We start from the raw sequence: 22,323 nt of genomic DNA on the forward strand, positions 1-22,323 counted from the left end.
CCGTCGTGACCCCAGCCGATCCCATCCGCCCTGCCCGCCCCGCCCCGCTTTTCATGGGGGTGCCGCGATGAGCGATTTCGTCCGCATCGTCGAGGTCGGCCCGCGCGACGGGCTGCAGAACGAAAAGCAGGCCGTGGCCACCACCGACAAGATCGCCCTGATCGATCGCCTGTCGGCCACCGGCCTGCGTACGATCGAGGCAACCAGCTTCGTCAGCCCGCGCTGGGTTCCGCAGTTGGCCGATGCTGCCGAGGTCTATGCCGGCATCCAGCGCCGCCCGGGCATCGCCTATCCGGTGCTGGTGCCGAACGAACAGGGCTACGACCGTGCGCGCGCCGTCGGCGTGCAGGAGATCGCGGTGTTCACCGCTGCATCGGAAGCCTTCAACCGCACAAACACCAACGCCGGCATCGATGAGTCGCTGGCCCGCTTCGAGCCGATCCTGCACCGCGCGGCCGCCGACGGCGTGCGCGTGCGCGGCTACGTCTCCACCGTGCTCGGCTGCCCCTACCAGGGCGAGGTACCGCTGGCCGATGTGGTGCGCGTGGCCCGCGCACTGCACAAGATGGGGTGCTATGAGATCTCGCTGGGTGACACCATCGGCGTCGGCACGCCACGCAAGGCCCGCGCGATGCTGCAGTCGGTGGCTGCCGAGATCCCGATGAGCGCACTGGCCGTGCACTTCCACGATACCTACGGCCAGGCCATCGCCAACATCGCCGCCTGCCTGGAAGAAGGCGTGCGCGTGGTCGACAGTGCGGTGTCCGGTGCCGGCGGCTGCCCGTACGCGAAGGGCGCCAGCGGCAACGTGGCCAGCGAGGACGTGGTGTACCTGCTGCAGGGCCTGGGCCTGGAATGCGGTGTCGACCTGCCGTCGCTGGCCGAGACCGGCCGCTGGCTGGCCGGACTGCTCGGCCGCGCGACCGCCAGCCGCGCCGGGCAGGCGCTGGCGGCGACATGAACGACAGCGGCCCGCGCGACCGTCCGGCCACCGGCGATGCACCCGCCGCAACCGACGTCGCGCTGGCCGCTCTGGATGCGGCGCTGGCCGCTTCCCCATCGCGGGCCCAGGCCAGGCTGCTGCGCCAGGCACGGCAGGCGCTGGCCGATTCGCAGCAGCGCGAACTGGATACCCAGGCCCGCTATGCCGCGTTGTTCGACGCCGTGCCCGACCCGGTCAGCATCCTCAGCGCCGAAGGCGTGGTGCTGGACGTCAACCGCGCAGGCATCGTCGCCTACGACCGCCCGCGCGAGGACATCGTCGGCCAGCCGATCGAACTGCTCAATCCCGACCTGCCCAGCGACCATCTGCAACCGGTGTGGGAAGCGCTGAACCGCGGCGACACCTACGTCATCGAAGTGACCAACATGCGCGGTGATGGCAGCCGCTTTCCGGTGGAGGTGCACTCGGCCGGCTTCCAGGACCGCGGCCAACCCTGCATCGTCGCCGTCGCCCGCGACCTGAGCGGGCGCTGGCGCGCCGAGTCGCGCTATCGCCTGTTGATGGAATCGATCGACAAGGGCGTGATCCTGTTCGACCGCGACCTGCGCGTGCTGTCGGCCAACCCGGCCGCACATCGCATCCTCGGCCTCACCGGTGGCGGCGTGGGCTTGAACGCGATGCTCGATCCCGAAGCGTGGATCATCGTCGACGAACATGGTCACCCGTTGACCCAGTCACAGTGGCCGACCAGCCGCTGTTTCCAGGCCGGGCGGGTGATCCGCAGCACCATCATCGGCCTGTACCACCGCCCGCGCGGACGCATGCTGTGGTTGTCCACCACCAACGTGCCGGTGTTCGGCAACGGCTGCGACCAAGCCGACCATGTCTATGCGATGTTCAGTGACATCACCGAGCTGAAGCGCAACAACACCCTGTTCGCGCGCGCGCAGTCACTGGCCCATATCGGCGGTTGGGAGTGGGATCGCGGCCTGCAGCGCCTGTACCTCACCGATGAAGCGCGGCGCATCGTCGGCCAGCCGGCCGACCTGGAGGACATGCCCGACCTGCTGGACTGCCTGCGCAGCGACGACCGCGCCGCCCTGCAGCAGGCGCTGGCCGACACCATCGAACACCGCAGCAGCTTCGGCCTGGAGCTGCAGGGCCAGCGCCGCGATGGCCACTCGTTCTGGATCCGGATGATCGGCGAGGTCTCGGCCGGCGATGTCGATGCCGCCCGCATCACCGGCACCGTGCAGGACATCACCGAGCGCAAGCAGGCCGAGGAAACCCTGCGCGTGCAGGCCCGCACCGACCCGCTGACCGGAATCATGAACCGCGATGCGGTGCTGAGCGACCTCGGCGTGCGCATGGACAGCCCCAGCCACGACCGCGTGGCGGTGCTGTACATCGACCTGGACCGCTTCAAGGTGGTCAACGACCTGCTTGGCCACAACGCCGGTGATGAACTGTTGATCGAAGCGACCCGGCGCATCGCCACTGCGATCGGCACCGAAGGCCTGCTTGCACGCTTTGGCGGCGACGAGTTCCTGGTGATCTGCGACCTGCGCGACCAGCCGGACCAGGCCGAACAGCTGGCCGAGCGCATCACTGCGGCGTTCTCGGCACCGTTCCAGCTGGGCAGCGACGAGTTCCCGGTGACCGCCAGCATCGGCATCGCCCGCGCACCGCGCGATGGCAACCGGCCGCAGCAGCTGATCCAGAACGCCGACACGGCGATGTACGAGTGCAAGCGCCGCACCCGCAACGGTTGGCAGGTGTTCTCCCCGGAACTGGCACAGCGCCAGCATGACCGCCTGCAGATCGAGAGCCGGCTGCACAAGGCCCTCGATGGCGACGAGTTCCATCTGGTGTACCAGCCACAGGTCAACCTGCGCAGCGGCGCCACCATCGCCTGCGAGGCGCTGATGCGCTGGCACAACATACAGCTGGGGCCAATGCGTCCGGACCTGTTCATCCGCCACGCCGAGCACACCGGCGACATCGTGCGCATCGGCCAATGGGCGCTGCGCGAGGCCTGCCGGCAGGTACGGCAATGGCAGGATGACGGGCTCGGCCTGGTGCGGGTGGCGGTCAACGTGTCCTGGCGGCAGTTCGTCGGTGAGGATCTCGCCCGCTGGGTGCGGCAGGTGCTGGACGAGTTCGGCCTGCCCGGCAGCGTGCTGGAACTGGAGTTCACCGAGCGGGTGCTGATCGAGGATGCGCCGGACACCCTACGCACCTTCGCCCGCCTGCGCGAAATGGGGGTGATGCTGACCATCGACGACTTCGGCGAAGGCTACAGCGCCCTGAACTACCTGCGGCGCCTGCCCATCCATGGGCTGAAGCTGAGCCAGCTGTTTGTCGAAGGCATTCCCCGCAACCGTTCGGACGTGGCGGTGTGCGAGGCAGTCTGCGCGATCGCGCGCAGCCTGGGGCTGGGCGTGGTCGCCGAAGGCGTGGAGACCGAGCCACAACGGCAGTGCCTGCTCGACCTGGGGGTGACCGTCGGCCAGGGCTTCCTGTTCGCCCATGGCCTGCCCGCAGCGGATTTCGAACGTCGCCTGCGCCGCGCCCGCGAACTGGGCTGAGGCCGGCGGCGCAGTGCACAACGGCGGCTGCCGTCGCTTCCGTTAGAATCGGCGGTTCTTGAACCTGCAGGACCGTGCAATGCAGCTGTCTTCCGTACGTGCCGTGATCACTGGCGGCGTCTCCGGCCTCGGCCTGGCCGTGGCCCAGCACCTGGTTGCCGAGGGCGGCAAGGTCGCCCTGTTCGACCTCAACGACGCCAAGGGCGCGGCCGCTGTTGCCGGCCTGGGGCAGGACAACGCCCGCTATTTCAACGTCAACGTCAGTGATGAAGCGTCCGTGTCGGCGGCCATCGACCAGGCCTGCGATTTCCTCGGCGGCCTGAATGTCGCCATGAACTGCGCCGGCATCCTCGGCGCTGGCCGCGTGCTGGGCAAGGAAGGCCCGATGCCGCTGGCCGGGTTCCAGGGCACGGTGATGGTCAACCTGGTCGGCAGCTTCAATGTCGCCAAGGCCGCAGCCAACCGCATGCAGCACAACGAGGCCGGCGTGGACGGCGAGCGCGGCGTCATCATCAACACAGCCAGCGTTGCCGCCTACGAAGGCCAGATCGGCCAGGCCGCCTACTCCGCCTCCAAGGGCGGCGTGGTGGCGATGACCCTGCCGATGGCCCGCGAGCTGTCGCGCTTCGGCATCCGCGTCAACACCATCGCGCCGGGCGTGTTCTGGACACCGATGGTCGATGGCATGCCCGAAGCCGTGCAGGAATCGCTGGCCGCCTCGATCCCGTTCCCGTCGCGCCTGGGCAAGCCGGAAGACTTCGCCAGCCTGGTCGGCCACATCCTCGGCAACACCTACATCAACGGCGAGACCATCCGCCTGGACGGCGCCACCCGGCTCGCTCCGAAGTGATTCCCCCCGGGCGCCGGGACGGCGCCCTCCCCCAACGACCAACATCATCATGAAAGCCAACGACATCAAGAAGGGCAACGTCGTCGAGTTCAACAACGGCGTCTACCAGATCCGCGACATCGAGCGCAGCTCGCCGCAGGGTCGCGGCGGCAACGTCCGCTTCCGCTTCATCATGTACAGCGTGCCGGGCGGCAACAAGCTCGACGCCAGCTTCGATGCCGACGACAACCTGGTCGAAGTCGAACTGCTGCGCCGCCAGTCCACCTACTCGTACAAGGACGGCGATGCGTTCGTGTTCCTGGACGACGAGGACTACACGCCCTACACCCTGGACGCGGACGTGATCGGCGATGACGCCGGCTACATCACCGACGGCCTGACCGGCATCTACGTGCAGGTGATCGACGAGCAGCCGGTGGCCATCCAGCTGCCGGCCTCGGTGGTGCTGGAAGTGATCGAGACGCCGCCGGAACTGAAGGGCGGCACCGCCACCAAGCGCCCGAAGCCGGCCAAGCTCAACACCGGCATCGAGATCATGGTGCCGGAGTACATCGTCAACGGCGAGCGTGTGCTGGTGAACACCGCTACCGGCGAATTTGCCGGCCGTGCCGATTAACCGCGCTGCGCTGATCGCCTGCCTGTCCCTGCTCGTGGCGTGCTCGCCGCGCGCAGCGGACAGCACCGGTGACGTCGCCGCGGACGCGGTGACGCAGCCCGCCGCAGCGGACACCGCTGCCGCTGCGGTTGCACCGGCTGCAGATGAAGCAGATGCTGTGGCGACGCTGGCAGGTAGCCCCGAGGAGGAGCAACAGGCGCGGGCTGCCGCCGGTTGCAGCGTCCCCGACGACGTCGCTTTCGTGCAGGACATCCGCATCTACTGCGGCATGCCGGCCGATGTGCAGGCCTTCATCGAACGGGAGAACAGCTGCCAGCATTTTGCCGGCGAAGAACCCTACGACGACGCCCGTCGTCGCGAGCTGGAGGCCGCCATCGCCAGGTTCTGCGACGATCGAGAGAAGATCTTTGCCGACCTGGTGGCCCGCCATCGCGATGACTGCGCGATCCGGCAGGCGTTGATCGGCGTGAACCTGCGCTACGACCTGTCCCCCGATCTGGATCTGAAGCCCTGCGAGGGCTGACGCAAAAAAGGGGACGGAGGGGATGACGTCGTTCATGGCACAAACAACGTCATCCCCTCCGTCCCCTTTTTCTTATTTGCCGCCGAAGTTGCCGCAGCCGTGGTACTGGCGCGTGCCCACGGCCAGCATCGCCTTGGCTTCGAATGTCTCGCCACTCATGCCGTCCTGGCAGGTGGTGCGCTGGAAGCTCAGCTTGATGTCGGTGCCATCCGCCGCCTTGCCCACCCAGCCATCCGCACCCTCGGTCGGTTTGGCGACGGTGAAACGGCGCTCGCCGTAATCCACGTCCACCTGCAGGCCCGGCGTATCGCCGTCGACGACGGCAAGCCAGCCCGGCTCGTTGCCGGTGGCACGGAACGCCGCGTTGCCGGCACTGCCATCGCCCTCGGTCGCTTCCACCGCGCCACACTCGCGGTCCGCCTCGCCCTTCAGGCTGAGCAGCGCTTCGTCACTGCCACGGGTCCAGAAGCTGTTGCCCTTGCCGTCGCCATACTTCGCACCGGAGGCCGCACGTTCGGAGGACATCGCGAAACTGCGCCCGCCAATCACAACCGTCGCTGCGTCCTCTCCGTTGAAGGTCGCGCGCACATCAAGGTCGCCGCAGCGATAGAGGGTTTCGTTGCCGGCGCCTTTGCCGCCGCCATCAGCGTCGGCGGCCACCGGTGCCGGTGCCGGTGCCGGCGTTGCGGCCGCATCGCCTGCATTACTGGCGGCCGGCGCCTGGGCCGGCTGGCAGGCGCTCAGCGCGAGGCCGAGGGAGGCAGCCAACAGACTGGGAATTACACGCATGGCTCGACTCCTTGTCGAAACTACAGAGACCCTGGACCCTACCATCTGCACGCAAACGGGGCCTGAAAGCCGCATGACCCTGTTCAGCCTGCCAGCACCGCCATCGACAGCAGCTGCGCGCCGCTGGCACTGGAAGCGCTTGTCCAGACGCGCAACAAGCGCAAGCGCTGCACGTGTTCGCGTCCCCGCCAATGCACATGCAGCTGAACATCGCCGGACAACAACGCCAGCCGACCACACAGCAACGTTTCAACTGCATGCACCTGCAGCGCAAGAATCTGCAGGCGCCCTTGCTGCCAGTCCCTCAACCAGGGCAGCTCGAGCACCCGCCCGCCCTGCCCGTCCATCATGAACAACACCGGTGACAGCAGCGCAGTGGCTGCGCCATGGTCGCCGTCCAGCAGCGCATCCCGCAGCTGCTGCTCCAACACGCGCAGCTGCGCCTCGTACAGGCCCTCAGCGTTCCTGCTTTCCATCCACCTGCTTTCCATCCACGCTCCCTCCCGGCGTCGGCCGGCGTCGGCGCAGGCGCTGCGCAAGCCACTGCTGCGCCCCCTGCACCACCACATAGAACACCGGCACGAAGAACACGGCCAACACGGTCGCACTGACCATGCCGCCGAACACGCCGGTACCGATGGCCTGTTGCGTTTCCTTTGAAGCCCCCTGCGCCAGCATCAGCGGCACCACGCCCAGCGCGAACGCCAGCGAGGTCATCACGATCGGTCGCAATCGCAGGCGTGCTGCTTCGATGGTCGCCTCGACCAGACCGCGTCCCTGCTGTTGCAGTTGGCGGGCGAACTCGACGATCAGGATCGCGTTCTTCGCCGAAAGTCCGATCACCGTGATCATGCCGACCTTGAAGAACACGTCATTGGGCATCTCGCGCAGCAACACCGCAGCAACAGCGCCGAGCAGGCCCAACGGCACCACCAGCATCACCGCAAGCGGGATCGACCAGCTCTCGTACAACGCCGCCAGCACCAGGAACACCACCAGCATCGACAGCAGCAGCAACCACGGCGCCTGTGCGCCGGACTCACGCTCCTGCAGCGACTGGCTGGTCCACTGCAGGGCGAAGCCCGCTGGCAGCTGCTGGGCAAGGCGCTCCATCTCGACCATCGCCTGGCCGGTGGACACCCCGCCGGCAGGTGTGCCGGACAGATTCAATGCCGGGAACCCCAGGTAACGCTGCAGCTGCAGCGGCGCCTCGGTCCAGTGCGGGGTGACCAGCTCGGACAGTGCCACCATGCCGCCTTCGCTGTTGCGGACATACAGCTTCAGCACGTCCTCCAGCTCCATCCGGTACGGCGCATCGGCCTGCATGATCACCTGCTGCATGCGCCCGCGATTTGGAAAATCGTTGACGTACTGCGAGCCCATTGCCGCCGACAACGTGGCACTGATGTCGGTGAACGCCACGCCCATCGCTTCGGCCTTGGCGCGATCGATGTCCAGCCGTACATTGCTGCCCGCCGGCAGGCCATCGGCATTCACATCGGCCAGCAACGGACTTGCCTCTGCCAGCTTCAACAGCTGCTGCAGGGCAGCGCGCAGCTCGGCCTGGCCCTGTCCGGTACGCGCCTGCAGCGCCAGCGAGAAGCCGGAGGAACGGCCAAGGCTGTCGATGGCCGGCGGCATCACGCTCATCACCTCGCCTTCCGGGACCGTTGCCATGGCCTGCTGCGCCGCCTTCACCTCGTCCGATGCGGTGCTGCCGCCGCGTTCACCCCAGTCCTTCAACATGGTGTAGGTCAGCGCCGCACTTGGGCCGGAACCGGAAAAGCTGTAGCCGAGGATGGCCTGGTTGGACGCGATCGCCGGCCGCGAGGCGACATGCTGTTCGTAAGCTTCGACCACCGCCAGCGTACGCTCGGCGGTTGCTTCGGCCGGCAGCTGGATGGAAGTCATGAAATAGCCCTGGTCCTCTTCCGGCAGGAACGCACCCGGCAACCAATGCAGGCCGATCAGCAGTGCCACCAGCAAGGCAGCGAACAGGCCCATCACCCGGCCACTGCGCCGCAGTACGGCCGCCACGCCCTGCTGGTAACGCCCGGTCATGCGCTCGAAGCCGCGGTTGAACGCACCGAACACGCCGCCGCGGCCATGGTGACCACGTGTGCCCTGCCGCAGCAGCGTCGCGCAGAGCGCCGGGGTCAGGCTCAGCGCCAGCAGGGCCGAAAACAGGATGGACACCGACATCGCCACGCTGAACTGGCGGTAGATCGCACCAACCGAACCACTGGCCAGCGCCATCGGGATGAACACCGCCGTCAGCACCAGGGTGATGCCGATCACCGCACCGGTCAGCTCACGCATCGCCTTGATCGTGGCCTCGCGCGGCGGCAGCCCCTCTTCGGCCATGATCCGCTCCACGCCCTCGACCACCACGATCGCGTCGTCAACAATGATGCCGATCGCCAGCACCATGCCGAACATGGTCAATACGTTGATCGAGAACCCCAGCGCCAGCATCACCGCGAAGGTGCCCAGCAGCGCGATCGGCGCGACCAGGGCGGGGATCAGCGTATAGCGCCAGTTCTGCAGGAACAGGTACATCACTGCAAACACCAGCAGCATCGCCTCGATCAGGGTCTGCAGCACCTTCTGGATCGATACTTTCACGAAGGGCGCGGTATCGAACGGAATGCTGGATTCGACACCCTGCGGCAGCAGCGGCTGCAGGTCGGCCATGCGTTCGCGCACCGCCGTGGCAGTACGCACCGCATTCGCACCGGGGCGCAGCTGCACGCCGGCGGCCGTCGCCGGATAGCCATCTTCGCGCGTGCCCCAGGCATAGCTCTGCGCGCCCAGTTCGACCCGGGCAACGTCGCCCAGCAGCACCCGCGAACCATCGGCACCGGCGCGCAGCACGATCGCCGCGAACTGCCCGGGCGTGGACAGCTGGCCTTCGGCACTCAAGGGCACGGTGATGCGCTGGCCGGGAACACCGGGCGAATCGCCGATGCGGCCCGGCGAGATCTCCAGGTTCTGCTGCTCGATCGCGCTGGCGACATCGCCCATGGTCAGGCCGTAGCCGGTCAGGCGGGTCGGGTCCAGCCAGATCCGCATCGCCTGTTCGGCACCGAACAGCTGCACGCGGCCGACGCCGTCGATGCGCCGCAGCTCCTCGATGATGTTGCGCGCCATGAAATCGCCCAGCGCCGCTTCGCTGACACTGCCATCGGGTGAGCGCAGGCCCACCAGCATCAGGAACCCGGAGTCGGCCGCCTCCACGAACAGGCCGTTCTGGCGCACGCTGCGCGGCAGGCGCGGCTCGATCGCCTTGATCCGGTTCTGCACGTCTACCTGCGCCAGCTCAGGGTCGGTGCCGGGCTTGAAGGTGGCGGTGATCGACGCTTCACCGGAGGTGTCCACCGACGATTCGAAGTACAGCAGGTGCTTGACGCTGGACAGCTCGCGCTCGATCAGGCCAACCACCGCATCATTCAATGTCTGCGGGCTGGCGCCGGGATAGCTGGCATAGATGCTGACGCTGGGCGGTGCGACCGCCGGGTAGCGCTCGACCGCCAGCCGCGGAATGGCCAGCACGCCGGCCAGGATGACGAAGATCGCCAGCACCCAGGCAAATACCGGGCGATCGATGAAGAAACGGGCCATGTCGTAGGTTCCTGGAAGGGCTCAGCCCTGGCGTTCGGATGTCGGCGGTGCGCTGGCACTGGCGACCGGCACCTGCCAGTCGCGCGGATCGACCAGTACGCCTTCCTGCAGGCGCTCCTGGCCTTCCACCACCACCTTCTCGCCGGCCTTCAGGCCGTGCCGCACCAGCCATTGCCGGTTGACGCTGCCGTCCACCTCCAGCGTGCGGATCACCGCCTTGCCATCGGCGGCGATGACCCAGGCATAGGCCTGGCCACCGGCGCTGCGGAGCACTGCCTGCTGCGGCAGCAGCAACGCGCTGGCCGGCGCACCACGGGGCACCCGCGCACGCACGTACATGCCCGGCAGCAACTGCCGCTCCGGGTTGTCGACCAGGATGCGCAGGATCACATCGCCGGTGCGAGCATCGACATTGACACCGGAGAACAGCAGCCGGCCGCGCTCGGGCAGCGGCGTACCCGCCGCGCCGATGATCGTCACCGGCAACTCGCCGTCCACCGCGCTGCGCTGCAGGGACTGCAGCTGCGAAGCAGGCTGGCGCACGTCCACGTAGACCTGGTCGATCTGCTGCACCACCGCCATCGGCTCGGCATCGGCGACGCCGACCAGCGCGCCTTCGGTCACCAGCGCCTGATCGATGCGGCCATCGATCGGTGCGCTGACCGTGGCGTAGCGCAGGTCGAGCTGGCGTCGCGCAAGGATCGCGCGCGCCTCGTTGACCGCTGCCCGAGCCTGCTCATGCTCGGCACTGGCATCGTCGCGGTGCTGCTGGCTGACCGCCTGTGCGGCCGCCAATGCCTGCAGCCGCTGTGACTGCAGCCGGCTGCGCCCCAGTGCCGCCTCGCTGCGCTGCAGGGCAGCCAGCGCCGAATCGACGTCGGCGCGGAACGCCGCCGGGTCGATCTGGAACAGAGGCTCTCCGGCATGCACCTCCGCGCCCTGCTCGAACATCCGGCGCTGCACGATGCCGCCGACCTGCGCACGGATCTGCGCGGTGCGCACCGCCGCCACCCGACCGGGTAGTTCATCATCGCGCTGCACCACCTGCGGGCCAACGGTGACCACGCTGACACGCGGCACGGCTTCGACGGTGGGTTCGGGGCGGGAGCAGGCCGTCATGGCCAAGGCGAAGGCCGCGACCAGCGCGACCGGAGTCCTGAAGGTTCTCATTGCTGTGCACAGTGCCGCAGACGCGGCTGAGGAATCATGAAGCGCGCAGTGTGCGTGGCGATGATGGGGTTTCGATGGAGGAACTGTGGAGATACGATGGAGGACAAGCACCTTCCGGCCTCGCCTTGCCATGCATGCCTCCCCTGCCCTCGCGGCGCTGGTCCTGATCGTCGAGGACGAAGCCGAGATCGCCGACATCCTTGCTGCCTACCTTGAACGCGAGGGCCTGCGCACCCTGCGTGCGGCCGATGGCCAGATCGCCCTGGACATGCATCGCAGCATGCGCCCGGACCTTGTGCTGCTGGACGTGCAGCTGCCGCGACTGGATGGCTGGAGCGTGCTGACCCAGCTGCGCCAGCGCGGCGAAACGCCGGTGATCATGCTGACCGCGCTGGACCAGGATCTGGACAAGCTGACCGCGCTGCGGATGGGCGCCGATGACTATGTGGTCAAACCGTTCAACCCGGCGGAGGTGGCGGCACGCGTGCGTGCAGTACTGCGGCGTACGCTGCGCAGCCCGCGGGCGGATGCGCCCAGCGCCCTGCGCGTGGGCCCGCTGCTGATCGACACCGCCACCCACGCGGTGCATGTGGAGGGCGACGGCTACAGCCACGAGCTGCTGCTGACCCTCACCGAGTTCAAGCTGCTGCATTGCATGGCATTGGCCCCGTCACGGATCTTCAGCCGCAGCGAGCTGATGCACGAATGCCTGCCGGAGAGCGAAGCGCTGGAGCGCACCGTGGACAGCCATGTCAGCAAGCTGCGGCGCAAGCTGGACGAAGTGGGTCTCACCCAGATTCCGGCCAGCGTGCGCGGTGTCGGCTACCGATTGATGGCCGACCGCTGATGCGCCGCTCCGGGCTCAGCCGGCACATCATCGTATCGATGTCGCTGATGGTCGTTGGCGTCATCGTGATGGTGATCCTCTCTTCGTGGCTGCTGTACGCCGTACTGATCGAGTTCTTCCCGGCCAGCGCCGAAGAGCCGGAAGGTTGGCTGCCAAGCGGACCGGAGCTGGCCTGGATGGTCGGGGTGATCCTGACCGGGCTGGCGCTGGCGATTGCCGCCTCGTTTCGACTGGCCCACCGCATCCTGTCACCGCTCAATTCACTGGTGGACAGCGTGCGTGCGCTGGCTGGCGGCGATCTCGGGGCGCGCGCCACGGCCGAGGCCAACTCGCCCGGCGAGGTCGCAGCGCTGGTGGACGATTTCAACGCAATGGCACGCCGCCTGCAGCATATGGAAAGCGAACGGGTGATGTGGCACGCGGCCATCGCCCACGAACTGCGCACGCCGGTGACGATCCTGCGCGGCCGCCTGCAGGGCCTGGCCGAAGGCGTGTTCCAGCCCGATGAGTCGCAGTTCCGCAGCCTGCTGGCGCAGGTCGAGGGCCTGTCACGGCTGATCGAGGACCTGCGGGTGTTGAGCCTGGCCGACAACGCCCGCCTCGACGTGCGCCGCGCCCGTACCGATGTGGTGGCCGAGGTGCATTCGGTGATGACCCTGGTGGATCCCGCGTTCCGCAGCGCCGGTTTCGTGCTGGAGCTGGAAACCAGCCGCGAGGAACACCCCGCCCATTGCGACCCGACGCGGTTGCGGCAGGCGTTGCTGGCCTTGTTGGAAAACGCGCGCCGCTATGCCAACCCGGGCAAGGTACGCATCGCCGTGCATGACACCGTGGCCCATGTACAGGTGGCGATCGAAGACGAAGGCCCGGGCATCGACCCGGCCCTGCACGCGGACATCTTCAATCCATTCATGCGCGGCGACGGCTCACGATCGCGCCTGGGCGGTGGCAGTGGCCTCGGCCTGGCGGTGGTCAAGGCCATCGCCGATGCGCACGGTGGCCAGGTCTACTGCACCCCGGGCACCAGCGGCGGCAGTCGTTTCATCATCGAGCTGCCGCGCCAGTAGGCGGCACTGCGGCCGCCTGCTCACGCACGTGCGCACCCAACACAGCGAGATTGCGGTCGATGTCATCCAGCTCGCGCTGCTGTGATGACGGCAACTGCGCGCGCAGCTGCACGCGCAGCGCCTGCCAGGCGGGTACCGCCTGTACGCTGGCGGCGGCCGCTGCCCGTGCCACCTCCGCCTGTTCGTCCGCCTGCGGCAGGCCGTAGCCAGCGTCGGCCAGCAACTGGCCCGGCCGCAACCACTGCCCGCTCTGTTCCAGCAACGCGCGCAGCGAGCGGGTAGCGCTGCTGTCCGGGTTGGCCAGCAACCGTCGCTTCAGTGCATCGCGCGCACGCAGCTCCGCGCGCCGCTGCGCCGCCTGTTCCAGCAGCAACAGGCCGGCACTGGCGCGTACATCACCATGCAGCAACCACGGTGCGCGCTGTTGCGCCGTCAGCGCCAGCCATGCGCGCACATCGCGCGCCGGCAGCGCCATCTGCGCGGCGGCAACCGCGAACAACTGCTGGTAGTGGTCGCGCGCAGAAGCAAAGTAGTAGCCCTGCGCCTGGGCCTGCACGGGATCGGCCAGCACCTGCTCGTCCAGTGCGTGCAGCCGCGCCAGGCGGCGGCGCAGCCCGCGCGGGCTCAGCTGTGCCAGCCCGGCTTCGCCCAGGCGCGGGACACCGGCCTGCAGCAGCTTCGCCGTCTCCACCGCGCAGTTGTTGCTGACGAAGTAATAGCGACCGTCATAGCTCCAGTGCACCTGGGCGGTGCGCTCGAGCAGGCTGGCGATCTCGCTGCGGTCCAGCTGCAGCGGCAGCGAGGCCAGTCCGCGCAGTTCGACCTTGGTGTATTCGTCCACCACCTGCTGCAGCGGCAGCACGAACAGGCGCGAAGGATAACCACCGGTCAGGCCACGCCAGTTGGAGATCTGCACATCGCCGACGAAGGCGCGGAAGGACAGCACCCGATGATGCTCCAGGTCCAGCCTGCAGTCCGGGCCCGGTGCGCGTCCAGGACGGCAGATCACCAGCCGCAGCATGCTGTGGCCCCAGCGGCTCATCGGCTGCGCACTGCCTTCGGCGAACAGGTAGTCCACGGCATACACCCGCGCCGGGTCCAGTGCGAGCAGCGATGCAGCGCCCTCTTCCGCATCGGCCTGCAGCAGCGGAACGGTGCCCGCACAGTGCGGCGCGGGCAGCGAGGGCGGCGTACCGAAATGCGCCTGGTACCACTGCGCCAAGGCCGGACGGCGGCAGGCGAACTCTGCATCGAGCACGAAGTGTTCGGCGTTCACCGCCAGGTACTCGGCCGGGTCGGTCAGTTCGTAGGCATCGGGACTGCGGTCGCGGAAGGCGTTGTCACCGCGACCCAGATGCCAGGGCTTGCGCTGCCAACCTGCAAGGTCAAGCCAACGGGCGCTGCGTGACCAGTGCGCCCCCGTGCGGTCGGCAACATGGGTCAGTTCGTGCACCAGCGCACTGCGCCGGGCGCGTCGGGCACCGGCTACATCGTCGTCCAGCAGGTCGCGGCGCAGCGCGATGCCCCCGGCGAAGGCACGGCCATGCACGTTGGCGGGCAGGTCGTCACGCCAGCCGACCTGCACCTGCGCGGGCAAGGCACGCAGCAGGCCGTCGGGCAGCAACGACTGCACATCAGCCAGTGTCTGCATTGCGACCTGCTGCTGCGCCGGGCTCAGCCTGGCCGGGTCCAGCTGCAGGCGGTTGGCGGCATGGGCTGTTGGAATGACCAGCCACGCCAACGCAGCGAGCCAGCCCATCCGCCTCCGTCGCGTTGGGCCATGCCCGGCAGCGTTCCACGCAGGTGTCATGAGGTTGCCGGCCAGCGGCCGGCACTACCCGGGCGCTGGATCAACGCGCCAGCAGGGCGCGTGCCAGCTGCAGGTCGCTCTGCTGCTGCGCAGCTGCATCCTGCTCACGCAGGTGCACCAGTGCCGCCTGCAGGCGCGCGCCACGGATCTGGCCATCGCTGGCGACAAACGCAGCCGCATCATCGCGGGCAGCCAGCACCACCTTGTCATCGCCCGAACTGCTGCCCGAGGAACCCGAAGAGGCGCCCGTCGCCGAACCGGCCGAGGTGCCGGCAAAACTCGAAGCGACGCCGGCCAGTGGCAGGGACAACAGGGCAAGCAGCAGGAACGGACGGATCATGGTCAGGGAGTTCATCGATTGGGTGGGTGGAGCGTAACGGCTGGGTGAAGACTTTGCCCGTGTCAAAGGTCGAACAATTTGCCGGGATTCAGCCGCCCTTCGGGATCGAACGCGCGCTTGACCGCCTTCATCAGCGCGATCTCGGCCGGTCCACGCGTGCTGTCCAGGTAGCCCTTCTTGACCAGGCCGATACCGTGCTCGGCCGAAATGCTGCCATTGAAGCGCGCCAGCACCTGCGCCAGCAGCTTGGTGACATGCTCGCACTGGCTTACGAAGTCCGCGTCGCTGGTGCCGTCCGGCTTGAGCACGTTGATGTGCAGGTTGCCGTCGCCGATGTGGCCGAACCAGACCACGTCGAAGTGCGGGTAGGCCTCGCCGATCAGCGCCTGGGTCTCGGCCAGGAACGCCGGCATCGACGAGATCCGCACCGAGACATCGTTCTTGTAGGGCTTGTAGCGCGCCAGCGCCTCGGTGATGCCCTCGCGCAGGCGCCACAGCTGCGCCGCCTGGGCATCGCTGGCACTGATCACGCCGTCGCTGACCCAGCCGTTGCCCATGCAGTCCTCGAAGGCCGCCATCGCCGCCGCCTCCTGCGCCTCGTCACCGGCAGCAAACTCGGTCACCACGTAATAGGGATGCACTTCATCGAACGGTGCCTGCGCACCATGGGCCAGAACATGTTCCAGCGCCCGGTCGGTGAAGAACTCAAAGGCCTGCAGCTGCAGCCGCGCACGGAAGGCGGCGAACACCTGCATCAGCACGTCGAAGCTGGGCAGCGCCAGCAGCATCACGTTGCTGGCCGGCGGCGGGTCGGTGAGTTTCACCGTGGCCTCGACGATCACGCCCAGCGTGCCCTCCGATCCGATCAGCAGCTGGCGGAAATCGTAGCCGCTGGAGTTCTTGATCAGGCCCTTGTTGAGCTCGAGCAGTTCGCCCGTGACGGTAACCACTTTCAGTCCGGCGATCCATTCACGGGTATTGCCGTAGCGGATCACCCGGATGCCACCGGCATTGGTGGCGATGTTGCCGCCGATCGAGCACGACCCGCGCGCCGCGAAGTCCACCGGATAGATGAGGCCATGTTCAAGGGCCGCGTTGTGCAGCGCCTCCAGCGGCATGCCGGCCTGCACCACCAGGGTGCGGTCGACCGCATCGTAGTCCAGCGCCTTGTTCATCCGCTCCAGGCTCAGCACCAGCTCGCCATTGGCCGCTACCGCACCGCCGGAAAGGCCGGTGCGACCGCCGGAGGGAACCACCGCCACGCCCTCGGCCGCGGTCCAGCGCATCACCGCCTGCACTTCTTCAACCGTGGCCGGCAACGCGATCGCCAGCGGCGCCGGTGTCCAGCGCCGGGTCCAGTCGCGGCCGTAATGCTCCAGGTCGGCAGGGTCGGTCTTCAGCTTCAGGCCGGGACAGGCCTGCTGCAACGAGGCGATGCGGGAATCGGTCATGACGGTCCAGCGCGGGGCGTGAAGAACGGGCAAGCGTGCCAGTGGCCGGGCCCAGCGTCCAGCCCTGCAGAGCCTTCAATAGCTGCAGTTGCAACCAATTGCGCACTGCACCATGGGCGTTGCGATCTGGCATAGTGGTCAGCCCCTGTCCCACTGGCCGTGCCGCCCCATGTCGCCGAAGAAGACCTCGTTCCCGAAGCAGGATATCCGCGTGCTGTTGCTGGAGGGGGTCAGCCAGACCGCCGTGGAGGTGTTCAGCGCCGCCGGCTACAGCCAGATCGAGGCGCACACCAAGGCGCTTCCCGAGGACGAACTGAAGGCGCGCATCGCCGAAGCCCACATCGTCGGCATCCGCTCGCGCACCCAGCTCAGTGCCGAGGTGCTGGCCGAGGCCAAGCGCCTGATCGCGGTCGGCTGTTTCTGCATCGGCACCAACCAGGTCGACCTGGATGCGGCCGAGCTGGCCGGCATTCCGGTATTCAACGCGCCCTACTCCAATACCCGCAGCGTGGCCGAACTGGTGATCGCCGAAGCGATCATGCTGACCCGCGGCATCCCGCAGAAGAACGCCGAATGCCATCGCGGCGGCTGGTCGAAATCGGCCAGCGGCAGCCATGAGGTGCGCGGCAAGGTCCTGGGCATCATCGGCTACGGGCACATCGGCACCCAGGTCGGCGTACTGGCCGAATCGCTGGGCATGCAGGTGATCTTCCACGATGTGGAAACCAAGCTGTCGCTGGGCAATACCCGTGCGGCGGCCAGCCTGGACGACCTGCTGGCGCGTGCTGACATCGTGACCCTGCACGTGCCGGAGACGCCGTCCACGCAGTGGATGATCGGCAGCACCGAGCTGGCGAAGATGCGCCGCGGCGCGCACCTGATCAACGCCGCGCGCGGCACCGTGGTCGACATCGATGCGCTGGATGCAGCACTGGCCAGCGGCCACATCGGTGGCGCTGCACTGGATGTGTTCCCGGTCGAGCCGAAGGGCAACGGCGATATCTTCGAATCGCCGCTGACCCGCCACGACAACGTGATCCTGACCCCGCACGTCGGCGGCAGCACGCTGGAAGCGCAGGACAACATCGGCATCGAAGTGGCGGCCAAGCTGGTGCGCTACAGCGACAACGGCAGCACCCTGTCCGCGGTCAACTTCCCGGAAGTGACCCTGCCCGAGCACGCCGACAGCCTGCGCCTGCTGCACATCCACCAGAACGTGCCGGGCGTGCTGTCCAAGGTCAACGAGATCTTCTCGCGGCACAACGTCAACATCGACGGCCAGTTCCTGCGCACCGACCCGAAGGTGGGTTACGTGGTGATCGACATCACCGCCAGCGAGGAGCAGGCCAGCGCGGTGCGTGACGAGCTGGCGGCGATTCCGGGCACCTTGCGCACCCGCATCCTGTATTGAGATGTACGTCGCCGGGCGTGGCCCGGCGGAATGCGTCCGGCATTGCGTCATCCACGCGTGGCGTGGATGCGTCTTTCAGCGCGCCAGCCAACGGCGCGCCATGCGCTGCATCGATTCGTCCGACTGGGGATCGCTGGCGACCTCGGCCACCGGTCGCCAGGCCAGCTCCAGCGACTCTTCGCTGAGCACGAAACTCTCTCCGCCCAGCGCACGGATCACGAAACGCACGTCGTAGTGCCAGTGCCCCGGCACATCCTTGCGCTCGGGAATCCAGTGCTTGTCGATATCGAAGATGGCCGGATCATCCAGCACCAGGCCGCTCAGGCCCGATTCCTCCTCGGCTTCCTTCAACGCTACCCGGGCCAGATCGCGGTCGCCGTCGGCGTGGCCACCCAGCTGCAGCCAGCGCTGCAGCTTGCGATGGTGGGTCAGCAGCAGCCGCTGGCCATCGGCGCTGACCAGCCAGCAGCTGGCGGTGAAGTGGCCGGCCAGGCGTTCGCGGCGGAAAGCATCTTCCGCATCGTCGATCAATGTGCTGAATTCGGCAGCAAGGGCGTCGTGGGCGGGTTCTTTGCGCGCATAGTCATGCAGCAGGCCGCGCAAGCGATCGTCAAGTGCGGCAAGGGATTCGGTGGTTTCGCTCATGAATGCGGGGTGCCTGGAAAAATACCTGCCATTATCGCCGTTCATTGTTGCGTTTGCGCTTGTGCGGTGCCTTCAGCATTGGCTAAGGTACAGCGGGCCGTTCGCACGGCTTTCACGATTCCAGGCCGCCGGCAATGTACTGGCGGCCCTCCCAATCCGATCATCAGGAAGTACTGCATGCTGAAAGCTCTGTTGAGGGTCAAGCCGGTCGAACCGGCCGGGCACGTCGATGCCGGCGAACCCATCGAAGGCAGCCTGGATGGCGAAGCCACGTTGAAACGGACCCTCACGGCGAAACACCTCATCATGCTTGGCATTGGTGCGGTGATCGGCGCAGGTATTTTCGTCCTCACCGGCCAGGCCGCGGCCAACCACGCCGGCCCGGCGGTCATGCTGTCGTTCGTGTTCGCCGGCATCGCCTGCGCGCTGGCCGGCCTGTGCTACGCCGAGTTCGCAGCGATGATGCCGGTCTCCGGCAGCGCCTACTCCTACTCCTACGCCACGCTTGGCGAGGGCATGGCCTGGTTCATCGGCTGGTGCCTGGTGCTGGAGTACCTGTTCGCCTCGGCCTCGGTCGCGGTGGGCTGGTCGGCGTACCTGATCAGCTTCATCACCACCACGCTGCACATGCCGTTCCCGGACGCGCTGAGCGCGGCGCCGATCGCCTGGAACGGGCACGAGTTCGCCGCCTCCGGCAAGCTGTTCAACCTGCCGGCGGTGCTGATCGTGGCGGCGGTGACCGGCCTGCTGTACGTGGGCGTGACCCAGTCCGCGTTCGTCAACGCGATCATCGTGGCCATCAAGGTCTTCGTGATCTGCCTGTTCGTGGGCATCGGCGCGGCCCACGTGGACCCGGCCAACTGGCACCCGTTCATCCCGGAAAACACCGGCGTGTCCGGCGAGTTCGGCTGGAGCGGCGTGTTCCGCGCGGCCACCATCGTGTTCTTCGCCTACATCGGCTTCGATGCGGTCTCCACCGCCGCCGGTGAAACCAAGGACCCGCAGCGCAACATGCCGATCGGCCTGCTCGGCTCGCTGGCGGTGTGCACCATCGTCTACATCATCGTCTGCGCGGTGCTGACCGGCATGCTGCCCTACCACCTGCTGGGCACCGACAAGCCGGTGGCCACCGCGCTGGAAGCCTACCCGAGCCTGTCCTGGCTGAAGACCGCAGTGGAAATCGGCGCGATCGCCGGCCTGTCCTCGGTGGTGCTGGTGATGATGATGGGCCAGACCCGCATCGCCTACACCATCTCGCGCGATGGCCTGCTGCCGAAAGTGTTCGGCAAGGTCCACAAGCGCTTCCGCACGCCGTACTGGGCCACGATCGTGGTCGGCGTCATCGCCGCTTCGCTGGCCGGCCTGGTGCCGCTGAACGTGCTGGGCGAACTGGTTTCCATGGGTACCCTGCTGGCCTTCGCCACGGTCTGCATCGGCGTGCTGATCCTGCGCTACACCCGCCCGGAGCTGCACCGTCCGTTCCGCGTGCCGCTGGTGTGGGTGATCTGCCCGCTGGGCGCGCTGTCGTGCCTGTTCCTGTTCTGGCAGGCGTTCGTGGTGCATTGGCACCTGTTCGTAGGCTGGACCGTGCTGGGCCTGCTGATCTACTTCGGCTACGGCATGCGCCACAGCAAGCTGGCCAAGTCGCCCTGATCCTCCCGACGGGCCGGCCCCTGCGCCGGCCCGTCGATATCCGCAAGCATTTCCGCCCGCGCCCGGTCACCGGGCGCATCGCACAAGACCACCACACATGTTCAAGCAACTGTGGGCCACCAAGCATCCGCATGCCGCCCATGAAGACGCCAACGGCCTGAGCCTGCGTCGCCACCTCGGCCCTTGGGGCCTGACCGCGCTCGGCATCGGCGCCGTGATCGGCGGCGGCATCTTCGTCATCACCGGCCAGGCCGCCGCCAACCACGCCGGCCCGGCCATCATGCTCTCGTTCGTGCTGGCCGCGATCTGCTGCGCCTTCTGCGCCCTGGCCTATGCCGAGTTCGCGGCGATGGTGCCGGTTTCCGGCAGCGCCTACACCTATACCTACGCCACCTTCGGCGAGCTCTCGGCCTGGTTCATCGGCTGGATGCTGGTGCTCGAGTACGGCGTCTCCGCCTCGGCCGTGGCGGTCAGCTGGACCGGGTATTTCCTCAGCCTGCTCAGCCATTTCGACATCCATCTACCGGCGGCGCTGGTCAGCGCCCCCTTGGATGCGCAGCTGCGGCCCACCGGCGCCATCGCCAACATTCCCGCCGCGATCCTGGTGCTGCTGTTGACCTGGCTGTGCTACGTCGGCATCAGCAAATCCTCGGCGATGAACATGGCCATGGTCATCCTCAAGACCGGGCTGATCGTGCTGGTGATCGTGGTCGGCTGGAAGTACGTGGACACCAGCAACTGGACCCCGTTCATCCCGGCCAACGAAGGCCCCGGCAAATACGGCATGGAAGGCGTGCTGCGTGGCGCGGCGATGGTGTTCTTCGCTTACATCGGCTTCGAAGCGGTATCGGTGGCCGCGCAGGAATCACACAAACCGCAGCGCGACATGCCGATCGGCATGATGCTGTCGCTGGTGATCTGCACGGTGCTGTACATCGCGATGGCCGCGGTCATGACCGGCCTGGTGCCCTACCAGCTGCTGGGCACCGATGAGCCGGTGGTGACCGCTGTGGCCGCGCATCCGCAGCTGGGCTGGTTGCGGGTGGTGGTGGAAATCGGTGCGTTGATCGGCCTGTCGTCGGTGGTGCTGGTGATGATCATCGGCCAGCCGCGCATCTTCATGATCATGGGCCGCGACGGCCTGTTGCCGCCGGTGTTCACCAAGATCCACCCGAAGTACCGCACGCCGCATATCAACACCGTCATCACCGGCATCGGCATCGCCCTGCTGGCGGCGCTGTTCCCGCTGGACATCCTCGGCGAGCTGACCTCGATGGGCACGCTGATCGCCTTCGCGGCGGTCTGCGCCGGCGTACTGATCCTGCGCCGCACGCAGCCCGACCTGCCGCGCCCGTTCCGCATTCCGGGTGCATGGCTGGTCTGCAGCCTGGGCGTGATCAGCTGCCTGGCGCTGCTGTCGGCGATGACGTTGCACAACTGGATGCTGATGGGCGTGTGGACGTTTGTCGGCTTCGTGATCTACTTCTTCTACGGGTTCAAACACAGCCGCCTGCGGGGGAAGTAAGGTTTTCTGCATCGCAGGGCCTGCGGCCCTGCACCCGCTGGGGCAACGGCAACAGCAACAGCGGGTCTGAGGGTTTGGCGGGGAGGGGTGAGATTGCGGGGGACGCTGCAAGTACGTCCCTGTAAGCTCGATCGCCGCATCCATGCGGCTCACGCCCCCGCAATCTCACCCCTCCCCGCCCCGACAGCGTCCTGGCGCGTCCAGTAGATCCACGCCATGCGTGGATATCAGCGGCGCTGAGATGTGTCGGCTGTGGGATAAGGGGCACCTGCGGCTGAACCAGATGGTCTTCTGTATCCAACCAGTGCCGCTCATGCAGCCCATTAAGTGTTCATGGTTCTATTCGCGTTGATGTCTACGGCGTAGCGCTCCGTCTTCAACATCTTCTTGTATTTGCCATCCACGTCGCATGTCTCGCCTTCCTTGCAGACGGTCTGCACCTCGATCTCCTCGGTGCGGTCGACAATCTCCATA

At 67.3% G+C, this 22,323-nt stretch carries 19 protein-coding genes; 10 read left to right on the forward strand and 9 right to left on the reverse strand.

The features are described from left to right. Positions 1-67: 67 nt before the first annotated feature. From BW38_RS14875 to BW38_RS14855, 5 genes are all read left to right on the forward strand, one after another. On the forward strand, positions 68-961 hold the full coding sequence (locus BW38_RS14875) for a hydroxymethylglutaryl-CoA lyase (protein WP_032975495.1): 894 nt from the start codon (positions 68-70) through the stop codon (positions 959-961). Further along, positions 958-3,531 (forward strand): EAL domain-containing protein, encoded by a 2,574-nt coding sequence (locus BW38_RS14870; RefSeq protein ID WP_032975497.1) that lies wholly within the window; start codon positions 958-960, stop codon positions 3,529-3,531. The genes BW38_RS14875 and BW38_RS14870 overlap by 4 nt, the downstream gene beginning before the upstream one ends. 79 nt (positions 3,532-3,610) lie before the next feature. Further along, complete coding sequence (locus BW38_RS14865) at positions 3,611-4,381, forward strand: SDR family NAD(P)-dependent oxidoreductase (RefSeq protein ID WP_032975499.1); 771 nt, start codon at positions 3,611-3,613, stop codon at positions 4,379-4,381. A gap of 49 nt (positions 4,382-4,430) precedes the next feature. Beyond that, positions 4,431-4,997, forward strand: a complete 567-nt coding sequence (gene yeiP / locus BW38_RS14860) for an elongation factor P-like protein YeiP (protein ID WP_006363947.1) — start codon at positions 4,431-4,433, stop codon at positions 4,995-4,997. Further along, complete coding sequence (locus BW38_RS14855) at positions 4,987-5,520, forward strand: hypothetical protein (RefSeq protein WP_032975540.1); 534 nt, start codon at positions 4,987-4,989, stop codon at positions 5,518-5,520. The genes yeiP and BW38_RS14855 overlap by 11 nt, the downstream gene beginning before the upstream one ends. Before the next feature lie 72 nt (positions 5,521-5,592). On the opposite strand, the gene BW38_RS14850 is transcribed toward BW38_RS14855, so the two are convergent. From BW38_RS14850 to BW38_RS14835, 4 genes are all read right to left on the reverse strand, one after another. Further along, a complete protein-coding gene (locus tag BW38_RS14850; protein ID WP_032975501.1) occupies positions 5,593-6,309 on the reverse strand; it encodes an MliC family protein in 717 nt (238 codons plus the stop codon). Positions 6,310-6,392: 83 nt separating this feature from the next. Beyond that, the gene (locus BW38_RS14845; protein WP_032975502.1) at positions 6,393-6,785 is read right to left on the reverse strand and encodes a nuclear transport factor 2 family protein; all 393 of its coding nucleotides are present in this window, start codon (positions 6,783-6,785) and stop codon (positions 6,393-6,395) included. Beyond that, positions 6,766-9,930, reverse strand: coding sequence for a multidrug efflux RND transporter permease subunit (locus BW38_RS14840; protein WP_032975503.1), 3,165 nt, complete (start codon positions 9,928-9,930; stop codon positions 6,766-6,768). The genes BW38_RS14845 and BW38_RS14840 overlap by 20 nt, the downstream gene beginning before the upstream one ends. A gap of 21 nt (positions 9,931-9,951) precedes the next feature. After that, positions 9,952-11,100 carry an efflux RND transporter periplasmic adaptor subunit gene (locus BW38_RS14835; RefSeq protein WP_032975505.1) on the reverse strand — a complete coding sequence of 383 codons (1,149 nt, stop codon included), beginning with the start codon at positions 11,098-11,100 and terminating at the stop codon, positions 9,952-9,954. A 130-nt stretch (positions 11,101-11,230) separates the two neighbouring features. On the opposite strand from BW38_RS14835, the gene BW38_RS14830 reads away from it, so the two are divergent. Both BW38_RS14830 and BW38_RS14825 read left to right on the forward strand, forming a co-directional pair. Continuing rightward, positions 11,231-11,947 (forward strand): response regulator, encoded by a 717-nt coding sequence (locus BW38_RS14830; protein WP_025874768.1) that lies wholly within the window; start codon positions 11,231-11,233, stop codon positions 11,945-11,947. Next, positions 11,947-13,014 (forward strand): ATP-binding protein, encoded by a 1,068-nt coding sequence (locus tag BW38_RS14825; protein WP_025874770.1) that lies wholly within the window; start codon positions 11,947-11,949, stop codon positions 13,012-13,014. Before BW38_RS14830 ends, BW38_RS14825 begins: the two co-directional genes overlap by 1 nt. On the opposite strand, the gene BW38_RS14820 is transcribed toward BW38_RS14825, so the two are convergent. From BW38_RS14820 to BW38_RS14810, 3 genes are all read right to left on the reverse strand, one after another. After that, positions 12,992-14,824: a DUF4105 domain-containing protein gene (locus BW38_RS14820; RefSeq protein ID WP_032975506.1), complete on the reverse strand. Its 1,833-nt coding sequence runs from the start codon at positions 14,822-14,824 to the stop codon at positions 12,992-12,994. The two genes, BW38_RS14825 and BW38_RS14820, sit on opposite strands and share 23 nt — an antisense overlap. A 40-nt stretch (positions 14,825-14,864) precedes the next feature. After that, positions 14,865-15,164 (reverse strand): DUF2388 domain-containing protein, encoded by a 300-nt coding sequence (locus BW38_RS14815; protein WP_032975508.1) that lies wholly within the window; start codon positions 15,162-15,164, stop codon positions 14,865-14,867. Positions 15,165-15,226: 62 nt separating this feature from the next. Further along, positions 15,227-16,615 (reverse strand): FAD-binding oxidoreductase, encoded by a 1,389-nt coding sequence (locus BW38_RS14810; protein WP_032975509.1) that lies wholly within the window; start codon positions 16,613-16,615, stop codon positions 15,227-15,229. 169 nt (positions 16,616-16,784) lie between these two features. Here BW38_RS14810 and serA point away from each other — a divergent pair, with 169 nt between their 5' ends. Beyond that, positions 16,785-18,026 carry a phosphoglycerate dehydrogenase gene (gene serA, locus BW38_RS14805; protein ID WP_032975510.1) on the forward strand — a complete coding sequence of 414 codons (1,242 nt, stop codon included), beginning with the start codon at positions 16,785-16,787 and terminating at the stop codon, positions 18,024-18,026. A 75-nt stretch (positions 18,027-18,101) separates the two neighbouring features. Here the strand turns inward: serA and BW38_RS14800 are convergent, their stop codons facing one another. Next, a complete protein-coding gene (locus BW38_RS14800; RefSeq protein WP_032975511.1) occupies positions 18,102-18,716 on the reverse strand; it encodes an NUDIX hydrolase in 615 nt (204 codons plus the stop codon). A gap of 132 nt (positions 18,717-18,848) precedes the next feature. Here BW38_RS14800 and BW38_RS14795 point away from each other — a divergent pair, with 132 nt between their 5' ends. Continuing rightward, entirely contained in the window at positions 18,849-20,324 is a 1,476-nt protein-coding gene (locus BW38_RS14795) for an amino acid permease (protein WP_025874781.1), read from the forward strand. 97 nt (positions 20,325-20,421) lie between these two features. Continuing rightward, entirely contained in the window at positions 20,422-21,849 is a 1,428-nt protein-coding gene (locus BW38_RS14790; protein WP_032975512.1) for an amino acid permease, read from the forward strand. Between the two features lie 323 nt (positions 21,850-22,172). Here BW38_RS14790 and BW38_RS22080 read toward each other — a convergent pair whose 3' ends face one another. Further along, the gene (locus BW38_RS22080) at positions 22,173-22,322 is read right to left on the reverse strand and encodes a hypothetical protein (protein ID WP_235189912.1); all 150 of its coding nucleotides are present in this window, start codon (positions 22,320-22,322) and stop codon (positions 22,173-22,175) included. Position 22,323 lies beyond the last annotated feature (1 nt).

This window comes from Stenotrophomonas sp. RIT309, from assembly GCF_000632045.1.
In the GTDB taxonomy this organism is placed as follows: Bacteria; Pseudomonadota; Gammaproteobacteria; order Xanthomonadales; family Xanthomonadaceae; genus Stenotrophomonas; species Stenotrophomonas indicatrix.